The sequence below is a fragment of the Arthrobacter sp. ASL1 genome (assembly GCF_056680475.1).
Map to the genome: position 1 here is coordinate 218,314 of NZ_CM155284.1, position 20,516 is coordinate 238,829.

A 20,516-nucleotide genomic window follows, 5' to 3' on the forward strand; every position below is an offset into this window, starting at 1 on the left:
CGCGGGCATGAAAAAAGCCCCGGACAACCGGGGCTGATTTCGTGCGCGGAGGGGGACTTGAACCCCCACCCACTATACGTGGACTAGCACCTCAAGCTAGCGCGTCTGCCTATTCCGCCACCCGCGCAGGTGGTGCGATTCGACCGGTTCGGACGCTCCGTGGAACTTCCTGCCCGGTGAAAGCAGCGAGTAAGACTCTAACATGAGGGTGCGGCACTTCCCAATTCCGCACTCTTTGCCGCGATGACTAGGCTGGAGCCACCCGAACAACCCGGAAGGTCAGGCCATGACGGAGCTAGGAAACCCCGGTGCCGCCGGTACTACGGCAGCCGACGAAGTCGAGGAGATCTGCCGGACGCTGATCCGCTTCGACACCAGCAACTTCGGCGGCAACGATGCCCGCCCCGAGCGTCCTGCCGCGGAATACGTGGCAGGACTCATGAGCGGGGGAGGGCTCGACCCCCAGATCTACGAATCGTCCCCGGGCCGCGCCAGCGTGGTCGCACGGATGGAGGGCAGCGACCGGTCCTTGCCCGCGCTCGTGGTCCACGGGCACCTTGACGTCGTTCCCGCGCAGGCCGAGGACTGGAGCGTCGACCCGTTTGCCGCCGAGGTCAAGGACGGGATGATCTGGGGCCGCGGAGCCGTGGACATGAAGGACATGGACGCCATGATCCTCGCGGTCCAGCGGCAGATGCACCGGGACGGCGTCCAGCCGAAACGGGACATCGTCTTCGCCTATTTCGCCGACGAGGAAGCCGGGGGAACCTATGGCGCCCGGTGGATGGTGGACAACCACCCGGAGGTCTTCGAGGGCGTGGGCGAGGCGATCAGCGAGGTCGGCGGATTCTCCTCGACCGTCGGCGGCCGGCGCGCCTACTTCCTGCAGACCGCGGAGAAGGGCCTGCACTGGCTGACCCTGCACGCCGGTGGACGCGCCGGACACGGATCGCAGATCAACGACGAGAACGCCATCACCCGGTTGGCCGGGGCGGTGTCGCGCATCGGGGAGTACGAGTGGCCGCTCGAATACACGAAGACCACGCGCGCCCTGATGGAAGGCGTTGCCGAGCTGACCGGCATCGAATTCGACGAGGAGGACCCCAGCGCCCTGCTGGACGCTCTGGGCAATGTCTCCCGGTTCGTGGGCGCCACGTTGCAGAACACCTCGAACCCGACGTCGCTGAAATCCGGCTACAAGCACAATGTGATCCCCGGGGCTGCCGAGGCCTTCCTGGACTGCCGCACCCTGCCCGGCCGCGACGAACTGCTCAAGGAAACCCTGCGCGAACTCGCCGGGGCCGGCGTCGACTTCTCCACCGTGCACGCGGACACGTCCCTGGAGGTCCCGTTCTCCGGCAGCCTGGTGGACAACATGGTCGCCTCCATCGAGGCCGAGGACCCGGGCTCGGTCGTGTTGCCCTACATGCTCTCCGGCGGGACCGACAACAAGTCGCTCTCCCGGCTGGGCATCACCGGGTACGGTTTCGCGCCCCTGCGCCTGCCGGACGAACTCGACTTCACCGGCATGTTCCACGGCGTCGATGAACGCGTCCCCGTCGACGCCCTGCAGTTCGGCACCCGGGTGCTCTCCCGGCTGCTCACCACCTACTGACCCCGAAGGGACACCACGCCAATGGAGTCGATCCGCGCGATCCTCACCGACGACCTGCTCGGGCGCATCCGATCCCGGGCCTCCGGGTACGACGCCGCGAACACGTTCTGCGCCGAGGACCTGGCCGAGCTGGGCGCGGCCGGCTACCTCAAGGCCATGGTGCCGATGGACCGCGGCGGGCTCGGCTGGGGCATGGAAAGGACGACGGCGGCCCAACGTCTGCTGGCGGCCCATGCCCCGGCCACCGCCCTCGCGGTGAACATGCACCTGGTCTGGTCCGCCGTCGCGCAGTTGTTGGCCGCCCGCGGGGACCGGCGGCTGGAATTCGTCCTCGACTGGGTCGCCGCCGGGGAGATCATGGCCTTCGGCATCTCCGAGGCCGGCAACGACTCGGTGCTTTTCGATGCGGTGACCCGGGCCGAGCCGGCGGCCGATGGCGGCTACGACTTCACCGGGATGAAGATCTTCACCTCGCTGGCGCCGGCCTGGACCAAACTCGGGGTCTTCGGCAAGGAAGGCGACGGCGACTCGGCGCGCCTGGTGCACGGGTTCATCGACCGTGTCGATCCCGGGGTCGAGACCATCGAGAACTGGGACACCCTGGGCATGCGGGCCTCCCAGTCGCACTCGACAAAGCTCAACGGGGCCCACGCGGACGCCGGCACGATCCACAGCCGCTTGCCGACCGGACCCAACGCCGACCCGCTGGTCTTCGGCATCTTCGCCGCCTTCCTCACGCTGACGGCTTCCGTGTATGTCGGGCTGGCCGAACGCGGGGTCGAACTGGCTGCGGAGAAACCGGCGAAGCGCACCTCCCTGAGGGACGTGGGCCGGGCGCTGGCCCAGGACCCCGACATCCGCTGGCAGGTCGCCGAGGCCGGACTGGAGATGCTGCGCCTGGACGCCCAGCTGCGCATGACCTCCCGGGACCTGGACGACGCCGTGGACCACGGGCCGTCCTGGTTCCCGCGGCTGGTCACCCTGCGCACCCACGCCGGCGACACCGCGCGGCGGACCATCCAGCTGGCCCTGCAGGTCTCCGGCGGCAGCCAGTACTTCCGCGGCAGCGAACTCGAACGGTTGTACCGGGACGCGCTGGCCAGCCTGTACCACCCCTCGGATGCGGAGTCGGCGCATGCGATGGTCGCCAGCTGGCTGTTGGGCCAGCTGGCGGATTGACGCCGGCTCAGGTGGGGAACACGTCCAGGGTGCTGGCCACCCGCATGATCCGCCGGCGCATCCAGTAGCGGCGCATGCCCCCGGTATAGAGGCGCGTGGTGCGCAATTCCCATTTGCCGTACTCGGCATGGTCGCTGAGCTCGCGCCGGGCGTCGGCGATCGACTGGCCGGGGCGCACGGTCAGGACCAGGTATTCGAAGCCCCGGGCGGGGTCGGTGAACTTCTGGGCGGGAGCTGGGGAATTCTTCATGATCTGGTATCCATTCTGCTCGCTCTGCGGGTAACGTCTAGTCCATGAGCACAGATCCGCGTGTTGCCCTGCAGGCCCTGATGGCCTCGCTCGAAGAACATCTATCCGCGGTGTCCTCACGCCGTGGCGAGGACGACCCGGCCGTGGAAAGCGCCGTCTTCCGGATGATCGACGCCTTCGAGGAGTACGAGGACGCGCTCTACGACTCCTACGGCGAAGTCACCCCACTCGACGTCTACGACGACGAAGAAGACGACGAGGACGCCGATTCGGACGAGTCCGAAACCAACGACGTGGACGCCCGGGGCTGACAGCCCGCCGCGCCGTGCGGCGCGCACCACAAATGTGGGCCCGGTACCGGGCGCGTGAAGTAGTGTCTCACTCGTGAATTGGTTTGAAGCGGCCTTTTTGGGCCTGATCCAGGGTTTGACCGAGTTCCTCCCCATTTCCTCCAGCGCCCACCTGCGCATCGTCGGGGAATTCCTGCCCAATGCGGCCGATCCCGGCGCGGCCTTCACGGCGATCACGCAACTGGGGACCGAGACCGCCGTCGTGCTGTTCTTCTGGCGTGACATCGTGCGGATCATCGGGGCCTGGTTCCGGGCCATCACCGGCAAGCTGCCGCACAGCGACCCGGACGCGCGGATGGGCTGGCTGATCATCCTCGGATCGCTGCCCATCGGCATCCTGGGCCTGCTCTTCCAGGACCAGATCGAGACGACCTTCAGGTCGTTGTGGATCGTGGCCACCATGCTGGTCGTCTTCGGCGTGTTCCTGGCGATCGCCGACCATTACGGCAAACAGCAGCGGGAGCTGAAGGAACTGACCTACAAGCACGGCATCTACTTCGGCCTGGCGCAGGCCCTGGCGCTGATTCCCGGGGTCTCCCGGTCCGGTGGAACCATCACCGGCGGCCTGCTGATGGGCTACACCCGCGAAGCAGCGGCGCGCTATTCGTTCCTGCTGGCGATCCCCGCCGTCTTCGCCTCGGGTTTTTACCAGGTGGTCAAGAGCTTCGGCGAACCCTCCGTCTACTCGGGCGGGCAGACCCTGCTGGCCACCGTCGTCGCCTTCGCCGTCGGCTTCGTCATCGTCGGCTGGTTCCTGAAGTTCGTCTCCAGCCACAGCTACAGTGTCTTCGTGTGGTACCGGATCGCCTTGGGTCTGGTCCTGTTCGTCCTGCTGGGCTTCAACGTCATCAACGCCTAGCAACTCCACGCTCCACCGCCCCCGAAAGGCCGATACACTTTGCACGCTTGGTCCGCGCCCACCATCCCCTCCGTACCCGGTACAACGCCGCCGCTGCGGATCTTCGACTCCTCGACGCGCGCACTGGCCACGCCGGCCACCGACGGGCAGGCCAGCCTCTACGTCTGCGGCATCACGCCCTACGACGCCACGCACATGGGGCACGCCGCCACCTACGTGGCATTCGACCTGCTCCACCGGTTCTGGCTCGATGCCGGCCTGGAGGTCGCCTACGTCCAGAACGTCACCGACGTCGACGACCCGCTGCTGGAGCGGGCCACCGCCACCGGCGTGGACTGGCGGGACCTGGCCGCCGGCCAGACCGACCTGTTCCGCGGCGACATGGAGGCGTTGAACACCATTCCGCCGCGGCACTATGTCGGTGCCGTGGAATCCGTCGCCTGGATCGTGCCCGTGGTCGAGCAGCTGCTGCAGTCCGGACTGGCCTACCGGGTCCCCGGAACCGATGGCGCACCCGACGGCGACGTCTACTTCGATTCGGACGCCGCCGCCTCGCCGACCTGGTCGCTGGGGTCCGTCAGCGGGTACGACCGCGAGACGATGGCCGGCTTCTTCGCCGAGCGGGGCGGCGACCCCGAACGGCCCGGCAAGAGGAACACGCTGGATCCGCTGTTGTGGCGCGTGCACCGTGACGGCGAACCCTCGTGGGACGGGTCAGGTCTCGGTGAGGGCCGCCCCGGCTGGCATATCGAATGCTCGGTCATCGCCCGGCGTTTCCTGCCGGCACCCTTCACCGTGCAGGGCGGGGGATCGGATCTGATCTTCCCGCACCATGAGTTCTCCGCCGGGCACGCGACTGCCAGCGATGGCAAGCCGCTGGCCGAACACTACGTCCACACCGGGATGGTCGGACTCGACGGCGAAAAAATGAGCAAGTCGCTGGGCAACCTGGTGCTCGTCTCCAAATTGCGCGGTGACGGGGAGGACCCCATGGCCGTGCGCACCGTGCTGGTGGGCCAGCACTACCGCACCGACTGGGAATGGACCCCCGCGTTGCTCGAGCAGGCGAAAACCCGGCTGGCGGCCTGGCGCCAGCGGGCTGCGACGACAACCACGGAACGCGCCGGCGAACTGGCGACGGCACTGCGCTCCCGGCTCGCCGAGGACCTGGATTCGCCGGGGGCGCTGCGCGCACTCGATGCCTGGGCGGCCGAGACGGCCGAAGTCCCCGACCAGGGTGACGCCGGAACGGGAAGCGCCGGCGAAACGGCGGCCCATGCGGTCATCGACGCCCTCCTGGGGGTCAGGTTGGCACCGACGGACTAGGCGCGTGAGCGGTATGCCGAACGTGGGGCGGCGGTCTCAGCCGTCGCTACCGCGGTCGCGCCGCTTGAGATAGCGCTCGAATTCGCGGGCGATGGATTCCCCGCTGGCTTCGGGCAGCTCGGTGGCGTCCTGGGCCTGTTCGAGTTGCTGCACGTAGGCGGCGACCTCGGGATCCTCCGCCGCGAGCTCGTTCACCCCGCGTTGCCAGGCCTCGGCCTCCTCGGTCAGGGCCGCGAGGTCGAAGGGCGTGCGCAGCACCTCCTCGATTTGGCGCAACACCGCCAGGGCGGCCTTGGGGGAGGGGGACTGGCCGACGTAGTGCGGCACGGCGGCCCAGATCGACACCGTGGCCAATCCGGCCGAGTCGGCGGTTTCCGCCAGGACACCCAGGATCCCGGTGGGCCCCTCATAGGTGGTGCGTTCCGCGCCGAGCACGGTGCGCAGCGTCTCGTCCTCGCTGGACAGGCTGGCCGGCAACGGCCGGGTGTGGGGGACATCGGCCAGCAGGGCCCCGACGAGGACCACGGCCTTCACGTTCTGCAATTCCGCCTGCGTCAGCAGCTCGGCGGTGAACGCCTGCCACCGGTACGTCGGTTCGGTCCCGCGCACCAGCAGCAGGTCGACCCCCGTGTCGGCCAACGGGGCCCGGAACATGCGCGTGCTGGGCCAGCGGACCGTCCGTTTTCCCGCCGCATTGCGGCGCACGCTGGGCCGGGAGAACTGGTAGTCGTAGTAGTCGTCCTCGGAGAGCTGGCCCACCTGCTTGGCCTCGAACGTCTTGGCCAGGAACCGCAGTGCGTCGCTGGCGGCCTCACCGGCGTCGTTCCAGCCCTCGAAGGCGACCACCATGATGGTGGGCCGCCTTCCGGAACCGGGATGAGCCTCGGCCGCGATCAGCTCGGGCAGCGAGCCGCGCGTTTCGTTTTCCTCTGCCACGGTCTCACCCTAACGCGAACGCTGGCCGTGGCAACGCCTACGCCCACGTAGAATTGGGGCATGAGCGCCTTTTCCCCCCATGCCCTGCGCGGCACGAATGCCTTTGACGCCCATGCCGGACTCCAAGCCGTGCTGTGGGACATGGACGGGACCATCGTCGATACCGAGCCCCACTGGATTGCCGCGGAGAAGGACCTGGTGCGCCGCCACGGGGGGCAATGGAACGACGAGGACGCCTTCCGGCTCGTCGGGCAGGCGTTGCCGACCAGCGCCGCCATGCTCCGCGATGCCGGGGTGGACCTGGGGATCCGCGAGATCATCGACGAGCTGACGTCCCGGGTCATCGACGGGCTGCGCGCGGAGACCGTCTTCCGCCCCGGGGCCCGTGAACTGCTCGCCGACCTGCGCGGGCACGGCGTGCCGTGTGCCCTGGTCACCATGTCGGAGGAACCGCTGGCCCGGCTGGTCGCCGAAGCGCTGCCCGCGGGGACCTTCAGGTTCCTGGTCACCGGGGACATGGTCTCCGCCGGCAAACCCGACCCCGAGCCGTACCACCTGGCCTTCGACACGATGGCCGCCCACGTCCAGGGCCTGCAGCGCAGCCGCGTCGTCGCCGTCGAGGACTCGGTCCCCGGAGTCCGATCCGCCGTCGCCAGCGGAACGCCCACCATTGCCGTTCCCCATATCGCGTCCCTGCCCGCCGACGGAGGCTGGACCGTCTGGCCCACCCTGGAGGGCATGGCCGCCGCCGACCTCGACGCCTTCGTGGCCACCACCGGGGCGAACGCGTGAGCGGCCCCGCGCAGCACGCCAACGCCGGGGAACACCCCGCACCGACCGGTGAAGCCCCGGAGAAGCGCCCGGGCATCCCGCTGGGCCGCATCGGCGGGGTCCCGGTCTACCTGGCCTGGTCCTGGTTCCTCATCGCCGCCTTCATCCTGCTGGTCTTCACCCCCCAGGTGATGCGGGCCCTGCCGGGCATCGGGCTGGGCGCCTACGCGGTGTCCTTCACCTACGCCGTCCTGCTGGCCCTGTCGATCCTGGTCCACGAGCTCGCCCACGCCCTGTGTGCCAAGGCCTTCGGCTGGCCGGGCGCGCACATCGTGCTCACCCTGTGGGGCGGACACACCCAGTTCGGCAGCTTCCACGCCACCCCGGGCAGGTCCCTGGTGGTCGCCTTGGCCGGTCCGGCGGCGAACTTCGTCCTGGCCGGGCTGGGTTACGGCCTCGAACTGGCCCTGGAGCCGATGGGGGTCACCGGCCTGCTGCTGAACATCCTGATCTGGGCCAACTTCCTGGTCGCCCTGTTCAACGTCCTGCCGGGCCTGCCCCTGGACGGCGGCCGGCTGGTCGAATCAGCGGTGTGGGCCGGCACGGGCTCGCAGGAGAAGGGCACCGTCGCCGCCGGCTGGGCCGGACGTGTCATCGTGATCGGCATCGCCGCCTACGTGGTGCTGCTGCCGTTGCTCAACCGCCAACCGGTCGACCTGCAGCTGACGGTGATCGCCCTGCTGTTGTGCGGCTTCCTGTGGATGGGTGCCAGCCAGGCCATCACCGACGCCCGGATGCGGCTGCGGCTGCCGCGCATCGCCGCCTCCGAGCTGATGGAACCGGCCAGTGCGCTGCCGGCATCCTCGGTGGTCGCCGACATCGACCGCCGCCTGATGCAGGTCTCCGGGCACATCGTGCTCTGTGCCCCCTCGGGGCTTCCCGAAGCCGTCGTGGACCGTGCCTCGGTGGACTCGGTCCCCCCACCGCTGCGCCGCAACACCCCCTCGGGTACCGTCGCCCGTGCCCTGGCCCCCGGCGCCGTCGTGCGGGCCAGCCGCTCGGGACGCGACCTGATCACCTACCTGGCCAGCCTGGACGGCAGCGAATACGCAGTCGTCGACGACACCGGACGCATCGTGGGCCTGCTCAAGCAGGGCACCGTCGTCTCCGCCATCACCGGCAAGAAGTCCGGTTCATGAACCACCCAGCCAACGGAACGAGCCCCAGCATGCCCGATACCCCCGACCAGCCCGCCGCACCGCATGGCGCCGCCCACCGCCGCGGCCCCTTCGCCCCCGGCGACCGGGTCCAGCTCACCGACGAAAAGCGTCGGATGAACACCGTCACCCTGACCCCCGGCGGCCAGTTCCACACCCACCGCGGCGTGTTGGACCACGACGCGCTGCTCGGTGAGCCCGAGGGCATCGTCGTAGAGAACTCCGAGGGCCGCCGCTACCAGGCGCTGCGCCCGCTGCTGAAGGACTTCGTGCTCTCCATGCCGCGCGGCGCCGCCGTCGTCTACCCCAAGGACGCCGCGCAGATCGTCACCATGGGCGACATCTACCCCGGGGCCCGCGTCTTGGAGGCCGGCGTCGGATCCGGCGCCCTGTCGATCTCGCTGCTGCGCGCGGTCGGCGACGCCGGCTACCTGCACAGCATCGAACGCCGCGAGGAGTTCGCCGACATCGCCCGCGGCAACGTGGAGACCATCTTCGGCGGACCCCACCCGGCCTGGAACATCAGCATCGGCGACTTCCAGGACCAGGCCACCGCCACCGAGGAGCCCGGCTCCATCGACCGCGTGGTCCTGGACATGCTCGCCCCCTGGGAATGCGTCGACTCCGTCGCCACCGTCCTGGCCCCCGGCGGCGTCTGGGTCAACTACGTCGCCACGGTCACCCAGCTCTCCCGCACCGCCGAGGCCATCCGCGCCGACGGCCGCTTCACCGAACCCGAATCGTGGGAGTCGATGGTCCGCGGCTGGCACCTGGACGGGCTCGCCGTGCGCCCGGACCACCGCATGGTCGCCCACACCGGATTCCTGCTCACCACCCGCCGCCTGGCCGACGGCGCCGCCGGCATCCCGGGGCAGAAGCGCGTGAAGAACACCGAATTCGCCGACGAGGACGTCAACGCCTGGACCAAGGAGCACGACGACGGGGCCTGGGCCGCGCCGAACCTGGGCGAACGCGGGGTCTCGGACAAGAAACTGCGCCGTGCCGCCAAGGACGCGAAATCGATGAAGCAGCGTGGCGCCTTCCGCGATGCCGACGGCAACGGGTTGGACCCCGACGACTTCCCGGAGCCCGACGCGGATCGCTGACATCCCTCTCCGACATCGATCGTTAACACAGGGGGCGTGGGCGGGCCCGGGGTGGCTACGATGAAGACAACGGCCCCCGCGGGGGCAGACGGCGACGAAGGGTGCCCACATGCCGGAAAATACGACGCCGACCCCCGGACCCGAGGGCACGCAGCGCGACGCGCGGCTGCAAGGCCAGCTCGACATTGCCGAGCGCCAGCTCAATGTGCTGCGTGACAAGGCACGGAACCTGGACCGGCAACTCGGCACGGCGACGGCGAACAACGGGCGGCTGACCGCCATGCTCGAGCGCACCCGCGAGCAGATCGTCACCCTCAAGGCCACGCTCGACCAGGACGGCGACACCCCGTTCACCTTCGGCACGATCGTCTCCCTCAACGCCCGCACCCACCCCGCCGCCGGGACGGCCATCGCCTCCACGGCCGTGCAGAGCGCCGACATCATCCAGGGCGGACGCAAGCTGCGTGTGGCCATCAGCCCGCTGCTGAACTTCGAGGCCCTCCAGCTGGGCCAGGAGGTCCTGCTCAACGAATCGCTCACCATCGTCGCCGGGCTCGGCTTCGAGGCCTCCGGGGAACTGGTGTCCGTCAAGGAGGTCATGGACGACGGCCGGGTCCTGGCCGTCGGGCGGGCCGATGACCAGAAGGTCATCCGCCTCGCCGGACCGCTGCTGCGCGAGAAGGTCAGGGTCGGGGATTCCCTCGCCATCGACCCGCGGACCGGTCTGGCCACCGAACGGGTCCACCTCTCCGAGATGCAGTCCCTCGTCCTCGAGGAGGTCCCCGACATCTCCTACGCCGACATCGGCGGACTCGGCCCGCAGATCGAACAGATCCGCGACGCCGTCGAGCTGCCGTTCCTGCACCAGGACCTCTACCGCGAGCACGGGCTCAAGGCGCCCAAGGGCATCCTGCTCTACGGGCCCCCCGGCTGCGGCAAGACGCTCATCGCCAAGGCGGTCGCCCACTCGCTGTCCGAACGCACCGCCGAATTGCGCGGCGGCGAGAGCGCCCGCAGCTACTTCCTGAACATCAAGGGACCCGAGCTGCTGGACAAGTATGTGGGCGAGACCGAACGCCACATCCGGCTGATCTTCTCCCGTGCCCGGGAAAAGGCGGCCGGCGGGAACCCCGTCGTCGTCTTCTTCGACGAAATGGACTCGCTGTTCCGCACCCGCGGCACCGGAGTCTCCTCCGACGTCGAGACCACGATCGTGCCGCAGCTGCTCAGCGAGATCGACGGCGTCGAGAAGCTGGACAACGTCATCATCATCGGTGCCTCCAACCGTGAGGACATGATCGACCCGGCCATCCTGCGCCCGGGCCGCCTGGACGTGAAGATCAAGGTGCTGCGCCCCGACGCCGAGGGGGCCGCGGAGATCTTCGCGAAATACCTCACCACCGACCTGCCCCTGCACGCCTCCGACCTCGCCGAGCACGGCGGCCACCCGGAGGCCGCGGTGCAGGCGATGATCCGCCAGACCGTCGAGGCGATGTACTCGACCGAGAAGGAGAACGAGTTCCTCGAGGTCACCTACGCCAACGGGGAGACCGAGACGCTGTACTTCAAGGACTTCAACTCCGGGGCCGTGATCCGCAATGTGGTGGACCGGGCCAAGAAGTCGGCCATCAAGGACCTGCTGACCTCCGGGGAGCGCGGCCTGCGGATCGAGCACCTGCTGCGCGGGGTCGTCGAGGAGTTCCACGAACACGAGGACATGCCCAACACGACCAACCCCGACGACTGGGCGCGCATCTCCGGCAAGAAAGGCGAGAGGATCACCTACATCCGCACGATCGTCCAGGACAAGGCCAGCGCGGCCACCGGCCGCAGCCTCGCGGGGGAGCCGGGACAGGGGTACTCCAACACGGGGCAGTACCTGTGAGCGTGCGCCGGGTCATCGGGCTGGAAACCGAATTCGGGGTCCTGGCACCCAGCCAGCCCGGGGCGAACTCCACGATCCTCTCCGCCCAGGTCATCAACGCGTACGCGGCCACGGTCCGTTCCGGGTATGGCCACCTGGCCGGGACGCGGTGGGACTACGCCGACGAGGCCCCGCTGTCCGACGCCCGCGGCTGGAACATGTCCCGCGCCGTCGCCGACGCCTCGCAGCTGACCGACACCCCGCGCGATCTCACCGCCGAGGAGATCGCCCTGGCCGGCGGCGAGGCCCGGGCCGGCCAGACCCTCTACAGCGAGGAGGACGCCGACGGGCATGTGCTGATGAACATGGTGCTGGGCAACGGCGCCCGGCTGTACGTGGACCACGCGCACCCCGAATACTCAGCCCCCGAAACCACCGGCCCGCACGCCGCGGTGCTCTACGACCAGGCCGGGGACCAGGTGGCGCTGGCCGCCCAGCGCCGCATCGCCGCATCCCCGGGCTTCGCCGAGGTGCTGCTCTACAAGAACAACACCGACAACAAGGGGGTCAGCTACGGGGCCCACGAGAACTACCTGATGCCCCGGGCGACGCCCTTCGACGACATCGCCGCCGGGCTGCTGCCCTTCTTCGCCACCCGCCAGGTCCTGTGCGGCTCCGGCCGCGTCGGGCTGGGCATGACCGGCCAGAACGCCGGCTACCAGATTAGCCAACGCGCCGACTTCTTCGAGGCCGAGGTCGGGCTGGAAACCACCATCCGCCGCCCGCTGGTCAACACCCGCGACGAACCGCACGCCACCTGGGAGAAGTACCGGCGGCTGCACGTCATCGCCGGGGACGCGAACCTGGGGCAGGTCTCCACCCTGCTGCGCGTGGGCACCACGGCGCTGGTCCTGTCCCTCATCGAGGCCGGCGCAGCCCCGCAGCTGCACCTGAGGGACGCGGTTGCCGCCGTGCAGCAGATCAGCCACGACCCCGCCCTGCGCACCGTCGTCGAACTCGCCGACGGCCGGCGGATGACCGCGCTGGAGATCCAGCAGGGGTACCTCGACGCCGCCCGGGACCACTGCGCGCGCACCGGGGCGGACGACGCGGCGACCACCGACGTGCTCACCCGCTGGCAGGACACCCTGGACACCCTGCGCCGGGACGTCTCCTCGGCGAAGGCGACCGTGGACTGGGTGGCCAAAATGGATTTGATGAACCGCTACCGAGATCGCGACGGACTCGCCTGGGATGACCACCGGCTGGCGATGATGGACCTGCAATGGGCCGACATCCGCCCCGAGAAGGGCCTGTACCACCGGTTGGCCTCCCGTGGGCTCATGGAGACCCTATTCACCGCCGACCAGGTCCGGGCCGCCGTCGTCGAACCGCCCGAGGACACCCGCGCCTATTTCCGCGGACGCTGCCTGGGCGCCTACCCCGACGACGTCCTCGGCGCCAGCTGGGATGCGGTGACCTTCAGCATCCCGGGCCGCCCCGGAACCCAGCGCATCGCGACCCCGGAACCGCTACGCGGCACCCGCGAGCTGGTCGGGCGGCTCTTCGACGCCGGGCTCGACGTCGGTGCGTTCGTCGACGAGCTGCGCCGCGGCAGCTGATCGCCCGGGACCGCCCCGTGACAAGCGCGGCAACAGTGACAAGATAGAGGCATCGGCGGTACGCCGCCCCGAGGTAAGGAGCACACCATGGCACAGGAACAGCAGCGGCCGCAGCCGTCCACGCAGGAGCAGGAAGTCGACGACGCCGGTGCTCCGGCACCCGCGCCGGTCTCGCCCGCCGCGCAGGCGCAGACGCAGGATGTGGACGACCTGCTCAACGACATCGACGGCGTGCTCGAACAAAATGCTGAGGAGTTCGTGCGCGGTTTCGTGCAAAAGGGCGGACAGTAGCCATGCAGACCCCCGACGGGCCGTCCTTCGTGGACTACCTGGTGCGTGAGCGGCCCGACCTGCTGCCGGCCCGCGAGGCGGTCCCGGCACCCGAGGGCCTGCGCCACGCCACGACGATCGCCGCCCTGGCCTACGACGGCGGGGTGGTCATGGCCGGTGACCGGCGTGCCACCATCGGCAACGTCATCGCCAGCCGCCACATGGAAAAGGTCTTCGCCGCCGACCACTACTCCGTCGTCGGGATCGCCGGCTCGGCCGGCATCGGCCTGGACCTGGTCCGGCTGTTCCAGGTGGAACTCGAACACTACGAGAAGATCGAAGGGGCGCTGCTCAGCCTCGACGGCAAGGCCAACCGGCTCGCCGCGATGATCCGGTCCAACCTCGGCCTGGCCATGCAGGGGCTCTCGGTCGTCCCGCTGTTCGCCGGGTACGACCCTCGCCAGCAGGCCGGGCGGATCTTCTCCTTCGACATCACCGGCGGCCGGTTCGAGGAGATCGAACACCACACCATCGGCTCCGGCTCCGTCTACGCCCGGGGCGCGCTGAAGAAACTCTGGCACCCCGGCCTCGACGCCACCGCGGCGACCCGGGTGGCCATGGAGGCGCTCTACGACGCGGCCGACGACGACTCGGCCACCGGGGGCCCGGACCTGGTCCGGCACCTGTGGCCGGTCCTCTACCGGGTCGACGCCGCCGGATCCTTCCGCATCCCCGACGACGAGCTGTCCCGGATCGCCCACGACATCGTCGCCGAACGCTCGGCCACGGCCAGGGAGGCCTGATGAGCGCCCAGTTCTACGTCTCGCCCGAACAACTGATGAAGGACCGGGCCGACTTCGCGCGCAAGGGCATCGCCCGCGGCCGCTCGGTCATCGTCGCCAGCTGCCGGGACGGGATCGCGCTGATCGCCGAGAACCCCTCGCGGACGCTGCGCAAGATCGGGGAGATCTACGACCGCATCGCGTTCGCCGCGGTGGGCAAGTACAACGAATTCGAGTCGTTGCGCCAGGCGGGCGTCCGGTACGCGGACACCCGCGGCTACTCCTACGACCGGGAGGACGTCACCGGCCGGGGCCTGGCCAGTGTGTACGCCCAAAGCCTCGGGGCCGTCTTCACCGCCGACACCAAGCCGTTCGAGGTCGAACTCGCCGTGGCGGAGGTGGGGGAGGAACCCGACGCCGACCAGGTGTATCGGGTGAATTTCGATGGATCCATCTCCGATGAGCCCGGCATGATCGTCATGGGCGGGGACGCCATGTCGCTGTCCGCCGCCCTGGACGACGCATGGTCCGGCCGCGACCTGGCCGCCGCAGGCTTCGGCGACGTCATCCGCAGCGCGGCGGCCGCGCTGCCGCAGCTCACCGGTACCCCGGCAGCGGACCTGCTGGAGGTGGCCGTGCTGGACCGCACGCCCCCACCGGCCCGTGGAACCCGCCGCACCTTCAGACGCTATGGCAAGGACGAGGTCGTCCAGACCCTCGCCGGAGAGGACGGTGCCTGAGCATGGACCGCCGCATCATGGGGATCGAAACCGAATTCGGGATCGCGTACTCCTCGCCCACGGGCCGCCCGCTCACCCCCGAGGAGGTCGCCCGCTACCTCTTCAAACCCGTCGTGGCCTGGGGGCGCAGCTCCAACGTCTTCCTCACCAACGGATCGCGCCTCTACCTGGACGTCGGCTCCCACCCCGAGTACGCCACCGCCGAATGCGACGACGTCGCCCAGCTGATCAGCCACGACCGGGCGGGGGAGTCGATACTCAACGGGCTGGTGACCAGTGCCGAGGGGCTCATGCGCGCCGACGGGCTGGACGGGTCGATCTACCTGTTCAAGAACAACACCGACTCGGCGGGCAACTCCTATGGCTGCCACGAGAACTACCTCATCCCGCGCAAGCTCGAATTCGCCCGGCTGGCCGAGATCCTCATCCCGTTCCTGGTCACCCGGCAGCTGATCGCCGGCGCCGGAAAGGTCCTGCCCGTGGACGGTGAACACCGGTACGCGTTTTCGCAGCGTGCCGACCACGTGTGGGAGGGCGTCTCGTCCGCGACCACCCGGTCGCGGCCCATCATCAACACCCGCGACGAACCGCACGCCGACGCCGAATACCACCGGCGGCTGCACGTCATCGTCGGGGACTCCAACATGTCCGAGACCACCCAGCTGGTCAAGGTCGGCTCCACCGACCTGATCCTGCGCATGATCGAGGCCGGCACCATCATGGAGGACCTGCGCCTGGAGAACCCCATCCGCAGCATCCGTGAGATCTCCCATGATCTCACCGGACGGCGCAAGGTCCGCCTGGCCAGTGGCCGGGAGCTCAGCGCGCTGGAACTGCAGGAGATCTTCTTCGACAAGGCCACCGCCTTTGTCGAACGCCACGGTGCCCACACCCCGCACCTGCCGCGGGTGATGGACCTGTGGCGCCGCGCCCTCGACGCGGTGGCCAGCGGCGATGCTTCCGGGATCGACACGGAGATCGACTGGGCCATCAAGCACCGCCTCATCCGGCAATACCAGGACAAGAACGCGCTGGAGCTCTCCTCCCCGCGGATCGCCCAACTGGACCTGACCTACCATGACATCAACCCCCGGCGTGGCCTGTTCGGGCTCCTGCGCTCCCGCGGCCGGGCGGCGACCGTCGTCCCCGAAGCGGACATCGCCGACGCCGCCGAGAACCCGCCGCAGACCACCCGGGCCAAATTGCGTGGCGACTTCGTCCGCGCCGCCAAGGACGCCGGACGGGACTTCACCGTGGACTGGGTCCACCTCAAGCTCAACGACCACGCCGGCCAGACCGTGCTGTGCAAGGACCCCTTCGCCAACACCGACCCGCGGGTGGAGGAGCTCATGGGGCTGATCGCCCCGCGCTGAACCGGCGCGCCGCCTCAGCGCATTCACAGGCACCGGACCTAAGCTTGATATGGCCTGAACGCCGGGAAACCGAGCGTGGTCGGCCGACCCAGACGATGTACGACGACGAAAGTGGATTTTGTGCGCAAGCTGCTTGCACTGGTTCTCGGGGTGGCGCTGCTGGCGCTGACCGCCTGCGGATCCGGAACCCCGAAGACCGTTGGCGCGGCGGAGCCGCTGTCCTCCATCAAACTGACCCCCGGTGCCGACGACAATTCGGCACCCAAGGTCGAATTCGACACGCCGATGAAGGCCACGGCCCCCGGTGCCAAGGTCCTGGAGGAAGGCGACGGGCCGAAGGTCGAAGAGGGCCAGAACGTCTCCTACAAATTGGCCGGCTACAACACCAAGGACGGAACGGAAGTCGGGAACACGTTCACGCAGCCGCCCATGACGCTGTCGATGGTTGATGACCTGAAGAAGGCCGACGCGGAAATCTACGGCGTCCTGGTCGGAACCAAGGTGGGGTCGTGGGTCGCCTATGTGCGCCCGGATGACCCGTCCGCGAGCGGCGCATCGCCGTCGAAATCGGCGTCGCCATCGGCGTCGAAGTCGGCCGAACCGGCGACCGCCCAGCAGGTCCTGATCCTCAAGGTCGTCGGCGCGTCGGATCCCAAGGTCTCGTGGGAGAAGGAAAGCGGTGACGCCAAGAAGGACGCGGAGGCCAGCGCGACCCTCGGCGACGAAGGAAACGCCACGGTGAAGATCCCCGCGGGCAACGAGCCGCCCGCCGAGCTGAAGGTCACCACCCTGAAGGAGGGCGACGGCCCGGAGGTCAAGAAGACCGACACCGTCACGGTCGACTATGCCGGGGCCCAATGGGAGAACGGCACGCAATTCGACTCCAGCTATGACAGCGGGCAAGCCGCCACCTTCTCGCTGGACCAGGTCATCAAGGGCTGGACCCAGGGCCTGGAAGGCGTCAAGGTCGGATCCACCGTCCTGTTGACCATCCCGGGCAAGCTCGCCTACGACGGGCAGCCGGGCAAACCGCAGGGTACCCTCGTATTCGTTGTCAACGTGAAGTCGGTCCAAGCGGCTTCGAAGTAGAAACAGGAAGGACACCCATTGTCTTTTGGCAAGCGCGAATACGACCGCACCAAGCCGGAGGTTGATTTCCCCGGAACGACCCCGCCAGTGGAGCTGGGCATCGAGGACCTGATCGTCGGTGACGGCGCCGAGGTGGCACCGGGCACCACCGTGTCGGCACACTACGTCGGCGTCGCCTGGTCGACCGGCGAGGAATTCGACGCATCATGGAACCGCGGAGAACCGCTGGACTTCCGCGTCGGCGTCGGCCAGGTCATCCAGGGGTGGGACCAGGGCCTGGTCGGGATGAAGGTCGGCGGCCGCCGTCGGCTCGAGATCCCGTCGCATCTGGCCTACGGGGACCGTGGCGCCGGAGCCGCCATCGCCGGTGGCGAGTCGCTGATCTTCGTGGTCGATCTGGTGGACGCCCGCTAACCCGGCCACCACATCCGTCGGCGTCGCCCCTGGTGTGGGGCGGCGCCGTCGTGCTTTCTAGTAACGTAAGCGTGTGTCTGCCAAACGAAACCCGGGTGCGCCCTCGCGCACGGAGAAGCTCGTCAGCCTCACCTATGCGCTGATGTCCCGCCGCCGCGGATATACGCGCGCCGAGTTGCGCGGCATCGTGGACGACTACCAGGGCCTCTCCGACGACGCCTTCGAGCGCAAGTTCGAACGTGACAAGGAGGACCTCCGCGGCCTGGGCGTCCCGTTGGAAACGATCACCGGCGACGCCTACTTCGGCAACGACCGGCAGGATGCGCACTACCGCGTCCGCCCCGAGGTGTACCGCCTCCCCGCCGTCTCCTTTGCCCCGGCGGAGGCACTGGCGCTGGGCCTGGCCGCCCGGGTGTGGAAGGACCCCACCATCGCCAGCGCCGCCGACCGCGCCTTCAACCGCCTCTCCCCGGCAGCCGAAGGCCCCGACGCTGCGGGGGCGTCGTTCGAGACGTTCGAACCCCGCCTGCACGCCGCCGACGCGGTCTTCCGCGACCTGCTGGCCGCCGTCTGGGACCGGACCCCGATCCGCTTCACCTACCGCCCGCCCTCCGGTGGGGCCGCCGTGCGCACCATTGAACCGTGGGGCATCGGAAACCGGTTCGGGCATTGGTACCTGGTGGGCTGGGACCGCGACCGGGAAGGGCAGCGGATCTTCCGGCTCTCGCGGATCACCTCCGAGATCGCCCGCCGCCCCGGCGCCGTCGACCGCCCGGCGGGCTTCCGCATCGGCGAGGTGCTGGACGCCCTGGATCCCGAATCGGCCCGCCAGCGTGCCACGGTGCGGCTGGCCCCGGGACGCGGCCTGGCCCTGCGCAGCCGTGCCATCGACGCCGACGAGGGAGCGGGGGACGACGAGGGGGGTTCCACCGCCGATACCATCTCCTTTGACTACCAGGACGACGAGGCGACCGGCGCCGAACTGGCCGAACTCGGCCCGGCGATCACCGTGCTGGCCCCGGAGAGCCTGCGTGCCGCCGTCGTCCGCCATCTTCAGGGCGCGCTCGACGCGGCGCAGGCCCCGGCACCCGGCTACACGTTCGGCCAGGCACGGTCCGGCGGGCGCCCGTCCTCCTCGGATGTCGTTGCCCGGGCGCTGGACATCATCGCCTACGTGGTGCGCGAGGGGGCGCCGCTGATCGAGGAGACCGCGGCCCACTTCGGCCTGAGCCGCCGACGCCTCATCGACGACCTCGCCATGATCCAGATGTGCGGTGTCCCCAACGGGCTTCCCGATGAATTGATCGACGTGGACTTCGAAGGGGACCGCGTCTCCATCGCCAACGCCGAGGGGCTCTCGGCCCCGATCCGGCTGAACCTGCTCGAGGCGTTCTCCCTGCTGGTGGGCCTGCAGACCCTGCTCGACCTGCCCGGGGGACAGGACCGCGACGCCGCACGCGGCGCACTGGGGAAACTGCGGGACGCGGCCGGGGAATTCGGCGACATCGACCGGGTCGTCTCGGCCCGGCTGACGGCGACCGAGGCGTCCGCCACCCGCGACACCGTCACCGCCGCGACCGGCGCCGACCAGGTCCTGCACCTGAGCTACTACCACCCGGGGCGCGATGACATCAGCGAACGCGACGTCGAGCCGATCCGTTTGCTCGAAGACGCCGGCCGCACCTACCTGCAGGCCTGGTGCCGACGCGCCACCGGACGGCGCAACTTCCGCCTCGATAGGATTCTGGCCGCCGCGCCGACGGGGGAGACCTACCGCCGTGACCCCGAACGCCATGCCGCCGAAGAGGGCGCGCTGTACACGCAGGGCCCCGAGGACACGACCGTCGTCCTGGGCTTCGCCCCCCGGCTGCACCGGTTCGCCGATGAGTTTGCACCGCTGGACAGCACCAAGGCCAAGGACGGGACCCTGGTCGCGCAGGTCGGCATCGCCGAGGCCGCCCAGTTGCCCGGTCTCGTGGCCCGCCACGGGGGAGAGCTGCGGGTCATCGACCCGCCACCGGCCGTCGAATCGGTGCGCCGCTGGCTGGAAGCCGCCCTGGCCGCCGACCACGAACGCCAACCCCACCCGCTGACCGAGGAGAACTCATGATGCCCTGGTGGTTCTGGATCCTGCTGTGGACCGTGCTCGTCCTGACAACGCTCGTCTTCCTGGCGCTCTGCACCCTGTACCTGTACCGCCGTTTCATGGCCATGTTCGCCGCGGTGACCGACGCCGGGGACGCCCTGGTCCTGCCACCGGGTGAACCGCTCGAGGAGGACCTGGGCGCCCGGCCGCGCCCCGCCTCGGGGCCCGCTGTGCTCTTCCGCTCCCGCGGGGATGCCCGTGCCGAGTACGACGACGCAAAGTCCGCCCGCCGTCGGGCGCGCCGGCAGCGCCGCATCGATGGAAAACGTTCCCGCGGGCAGGCCCAACGGGTGCGCGACCTGTATGCACGTGACGTAGACTTGTAGGCAGACGAAAGGAAGTTCCCCCATGTTTGCTGGCCTGCAGGGATGGCACATTGTCATCATCGTTGTTTTGGCGCTGCTCCTTTTCGGCGCCCCCAAGCTTCCCGGGCTGGCCCGATCGCTCGGCCAGTCCATGCGCATCTTCAAGTCAGAGGTCCGGCAGATGAAGGACGACAGCCCCAAGGATCCGAAGGACCCCGAGGATCCGTACGCCTCCGACGAGCCCGTCGAGGGCAAGGTCGTCGATCCCGACCACCGCGGGCCCAAGCTCTAGTTCTCTGTGA

Annotated in this window: 21 protein-coding genes and 1 tRNA gene; 19 read left to right on the top strand and 3 right to left on the bottom strand. The window is 69.2% G+C overall.

What is annotated here, in order from left to right; all coding sequences use genetic code 11:
* Positions 1 to 42 precede the first annotated feature (42 nt).
* Positions 43 to 127 (bottom strand) — tRNA-Leu (locus AC1MEQ_RS00985).
* 159 nt (positions 128 to 286) lie between these two features.
* Between AC1MEQ_RS00985 and AC1MEQ_RS00990 the strand changes: the two genes are divergently transcribed.
* Together AC1MEQ_RS00990 and AC1MEQ_RS00995 are read left to right on the top strand one after the other, a co-directional pair.
* The gene (locus AC1MEQ_RS00990) at positions 287 to 1,615 is read left to right on the top strand and encodes a M20/M25/M40 family metallo-hydrolase (protein ID WP_479793148.1); all 1,329 of its coding nucleotides are present in this window, start codon (positions 287 to 289) and stop codon (positions 1,613 to 1,615) included.
* 21 nt (positions 1,616 to 1,636) lie between these two features.
* On the top strand, positions 1,637 to 2,794 hold the full coding sequence (locus AC1MEQ_RS00995; protein ID WP_479793150.1) for an acyl-CoA dehydrogenase family protein: 1,158 nt from the start codon (positions 1,637 to 1,639) through the stop codon (positions 2,792 to 2,794).
* A gap of 7 nt (positions 2,795 to 2,801) precedes the next feature.
* Here the strand turns inward: AC1MEQ_RS00995 and AC1MEQ_RS01000 are convergent, their stop codons facing one another.
* Positions 2,802 to 3,044 carry a DUF5703 family protein gene (locus tag AC1MEQ_RS01000; protein WP_479793152.1) on the bottom strand — a complete coding sequence of 81 codons (243 nt, stop codon included), beginning with the start codon at positions 3,042 to 3,044 and terminating at the stop codon, positions 2,802 to 2,804.
* Between the two features lie 44 nt (positions 3,045 to 3,088).
* On the opposite strand from AC1MEQ_RS01000, the gene AC1MEQ_RS01005 reads away from it, so the two are divergent.
* The 3 genes from AC1MEQ_RS01005 (at position 3,089) to mshC (ending at position 5,579) form a co-directional block, all read left to right on the top strand.
* Positions 3,089 to 3,355, top strand: coding sequence for a hypothetical protein (locus tag AC1MEQ_RS01005; RefSeq protein ID WP_479793154.1), 267 nt, complete (start codon positions 3,089 to 3,091; stop codon positions 3,353 to 3,355).
* A 73-nt stretch (positions 3,356 to 3,428) separates the two neighbouring features.
* On the top strand, positions 3,429 to 4,253 hold the full coding sequence (locus AC1MEQ_RS01010; RefSeq protein WP_479793155.1) for an undecaprenyl-diphosphate phosphatase: 825 nt from the start codon (positions 3,429 to 3,431) through the stop codon (positions 4,251 to 4,253).
* A gap of 39 nt (positions 4,254 to 4,292) precedes the next feature.
* On the top strand, positions 4,293 to 5,579 hold the full coding sequence (gene mshC, locus AC1MEQ_RS01015) for a cysteine--1-D-myo-inosityl 2-amino-2-deoxy-alpha-D-glucopyranoside ligase (protein WP_479793156.1): 1,287 nt from the start codon (positions 4,293 to 4,295) through the stop codon (positions 5,577 to 5,579).
* A gap of 36 nt (positions 5,580 to 5,615) precedes the next feature.
* Here the strand turns inward: mshC and AC1MEQ_RS01020 are convergent, their stop codons facing one another.
* Positions 5,616 to 6,485 (bottom strand): PAC2 family protein, encoded by an 870-nt coding sequence (locus tag AC1MEQ_RS01020; protein WP_479795991.1) that lies wholly within the window; start codon positions 6,483 to 6,485, stop codon positions 5,616 to 5,618.
* Positions 6,486 to 6,575: 90 nt separating this feature from the next.
* Between AC1MEQ_RS01020 and AC1MEQ_RS01025 the strand changes: the two genes are divergently transcribed.
* The 14 genes from AC1MEQ_RS01025 (at position 6,576) to tatA (ending at position 20,506) form a co-directional block, all read left to right on the top strand.
* Positions 6,576 to 7,307: an HAD family hydrolase gene (locus AC1MEQ_RS01025; protein ID WP_479793158.1), complete on the top strand. Its 732-nt coding sequence runs from the start codon at positions 6,576 to 6,578 to the stop codon at positions 7,305 to 7,307.
* Positions 7,304 to 8,485, top strand: a complete 1,182-nt coding sequence (locus tag AC1MEQ_RS01030; RefSeq protein ID WP_479793160.1) for a site-2 protease family protein — start codon at positions 7,304 to 7,306, stop codon at positions 8,483 to 8,485. The genes AC1MEQ_RS01025 and AC1MEQ_RS01030 overlap by 4 nt, the downstream gene beginning before the upstream one ends.
* A 29-nt stretch (positions 8,486 to 8,514) precedes the next feature.
* A complete protein-coding gene (locus AC1MEQ_RS01035) occupies positions 8,515 to 9,609 on the top strand; it encodes a tRNA (adenine-N1)-methyltransferase (RefSeq protein WP_479795993.1) in 1,095 nt (364 codons plus the stop codon).
* A 109-nt stretch (positions 9,610 to 9,718) separates the two neighbouring features.
* Entirely contained in the window at positions 9,719 to 11,494 is a 1,776-nt protein-coding gene (gene arc, locus AC1MEQ_RS01040) for a proteasome ATPase (RefSeq protein ID WP_479793162.1), read from the top strand.
* Entirely contained in the window at positions 11,491 to 13,095 is a 1,605-nt protein-coding gene (gene dop, locus AC1MEQ_RS01045) for a depupylase/deamidase Dop (RefSeq protein WP_479793164.1), read from the top strand. The genes arc and dop overlap by 4 nt, the downstream gene beginning before the upstream one ends.
* 87 nt (positions 13,096 to 13,182) lie before the next feature.
* Positions 13,183 to 13,386: a ubiquitin-like protein Pup gene (locus AC1MEQ_RS01050; RefSeq protein ID WP_479793166.1), complete on the top strand. Its 204-nt coding sequence runs from the start codon at positions 13,183 to 13,185 to the stop codon at positions 13,384 to 13,386.
* A 2-nt stretch (positions 13,387 to 13,388) separates the two neighbouring features.
* The gene (prcB, locus tag AC1MEQ_RS01055; RefSeq protein ID WP_479793168.1) at positions 13,389 to 14,168 is read left to right on the top strand and encodes a proteasome subunit beta; all 780 of its coding nucleotides are present in this window, start codon (positions 13,389 to 13,391) and stop codon (positions 14,166 to 14,168) included.
* Complete coding sequence (prcA, locus tag AC1MEQ_RS01060; RefSeq protein ID WP_479793170.1) at positions 14,168 to 14,887, top strand: proteasome subunit alpha; 720 nt, start codon at positions 14,168 to 14,170, stop codon at positions 14,885 to 14,887. Before prcB ends, prcA begins: the two co-directional genes overlap by 1 nt.
* Before the next feature lie 2 nt (positions 14,888 to 14,889).
* Complete coding sequence (gene pafA, locus AC1MEQ_RS01065; RefSeq protein ID WP_479793172.1) at positions 14,890 to 16,260, top strand: Pup--protein ligase; 1,371 nt, start codon at positions 14,890 to 14,892, stop codon at positions 16,258 to 16,260.
* A 111-nt stretch (positions 16,261 to 16,371) separates the two neighbouring features.
* On the top strand, positions 16,372 to 17,349 hold the full coding sequence (locus tag AC1MEQ_RS01070; protein ID WP_479793174.1) for an FKBP-type peptidyl-prolyl cis-trans isomerase: 978 nt from the start codon (positions 16,372 to 16,374) through the stop codon (positions 17,347 to 17,349).
* Positions 17,350 to 17,367: 18 nt separating this feature from the next.
* The gene (locus AC1MEQ_RS01075; protein WP_479793176.1) at positions 17,368 to 17,763 is read left to right on the top strand and encodes an FKBP-type peptidyl-prolyl cis-trans isomerase; all 396 of its coding nucleotides are present in this window, start codon (positions 17,368 to 17,370) and stop codon (positions 17,761 to 17,763) included.
* A 73-nt stretch (positions 17,764 to 17,836) separates the two neighbouring features.
* Positions 17,837 to 19,873 carry a helix-turn-helix transcriptional regulator gene (locus tag AC1MEQ_RS01080; protein ID WP_479793178.1) on the top strand — a complete coding sequence of 679 codons (2,037 nt, stop codon included), beginning with the start codon at positions 17,837 to 17,839 and terminating at the stop codon, positions 19,871 to 19,873.
* Complete coding sequence (locus AC1MEQ_RS01085; RefSeq protein WP_479793180.1) at positions 19,870 to 20,235, top strand: hypothetical protein; 366 nt, start codon at positions 19,870 to 19,872, stop codon at positions 20,233 to 20,235. Before AC1MEQ_RS01080 ends, AC1MEQ_RS01085 begins: the two co-directional genes overlap by 4 nt.
* Before the next feature lie 22 nt (positions 20,236 to 20,257).
* Entirely contained in the window at positions 20,258 to 20,506 is a 249-nt protein-coding gene (tatA, locus tag AC1MEQ_RS01090; RefSeq protein WP_479793182.1) for a Sec-independent protein translocase subunit TatA, read from the top strand.
* The last annotated feature ends 10 nt before the right edge of the window (positions 20,507 to 20,516 follow it).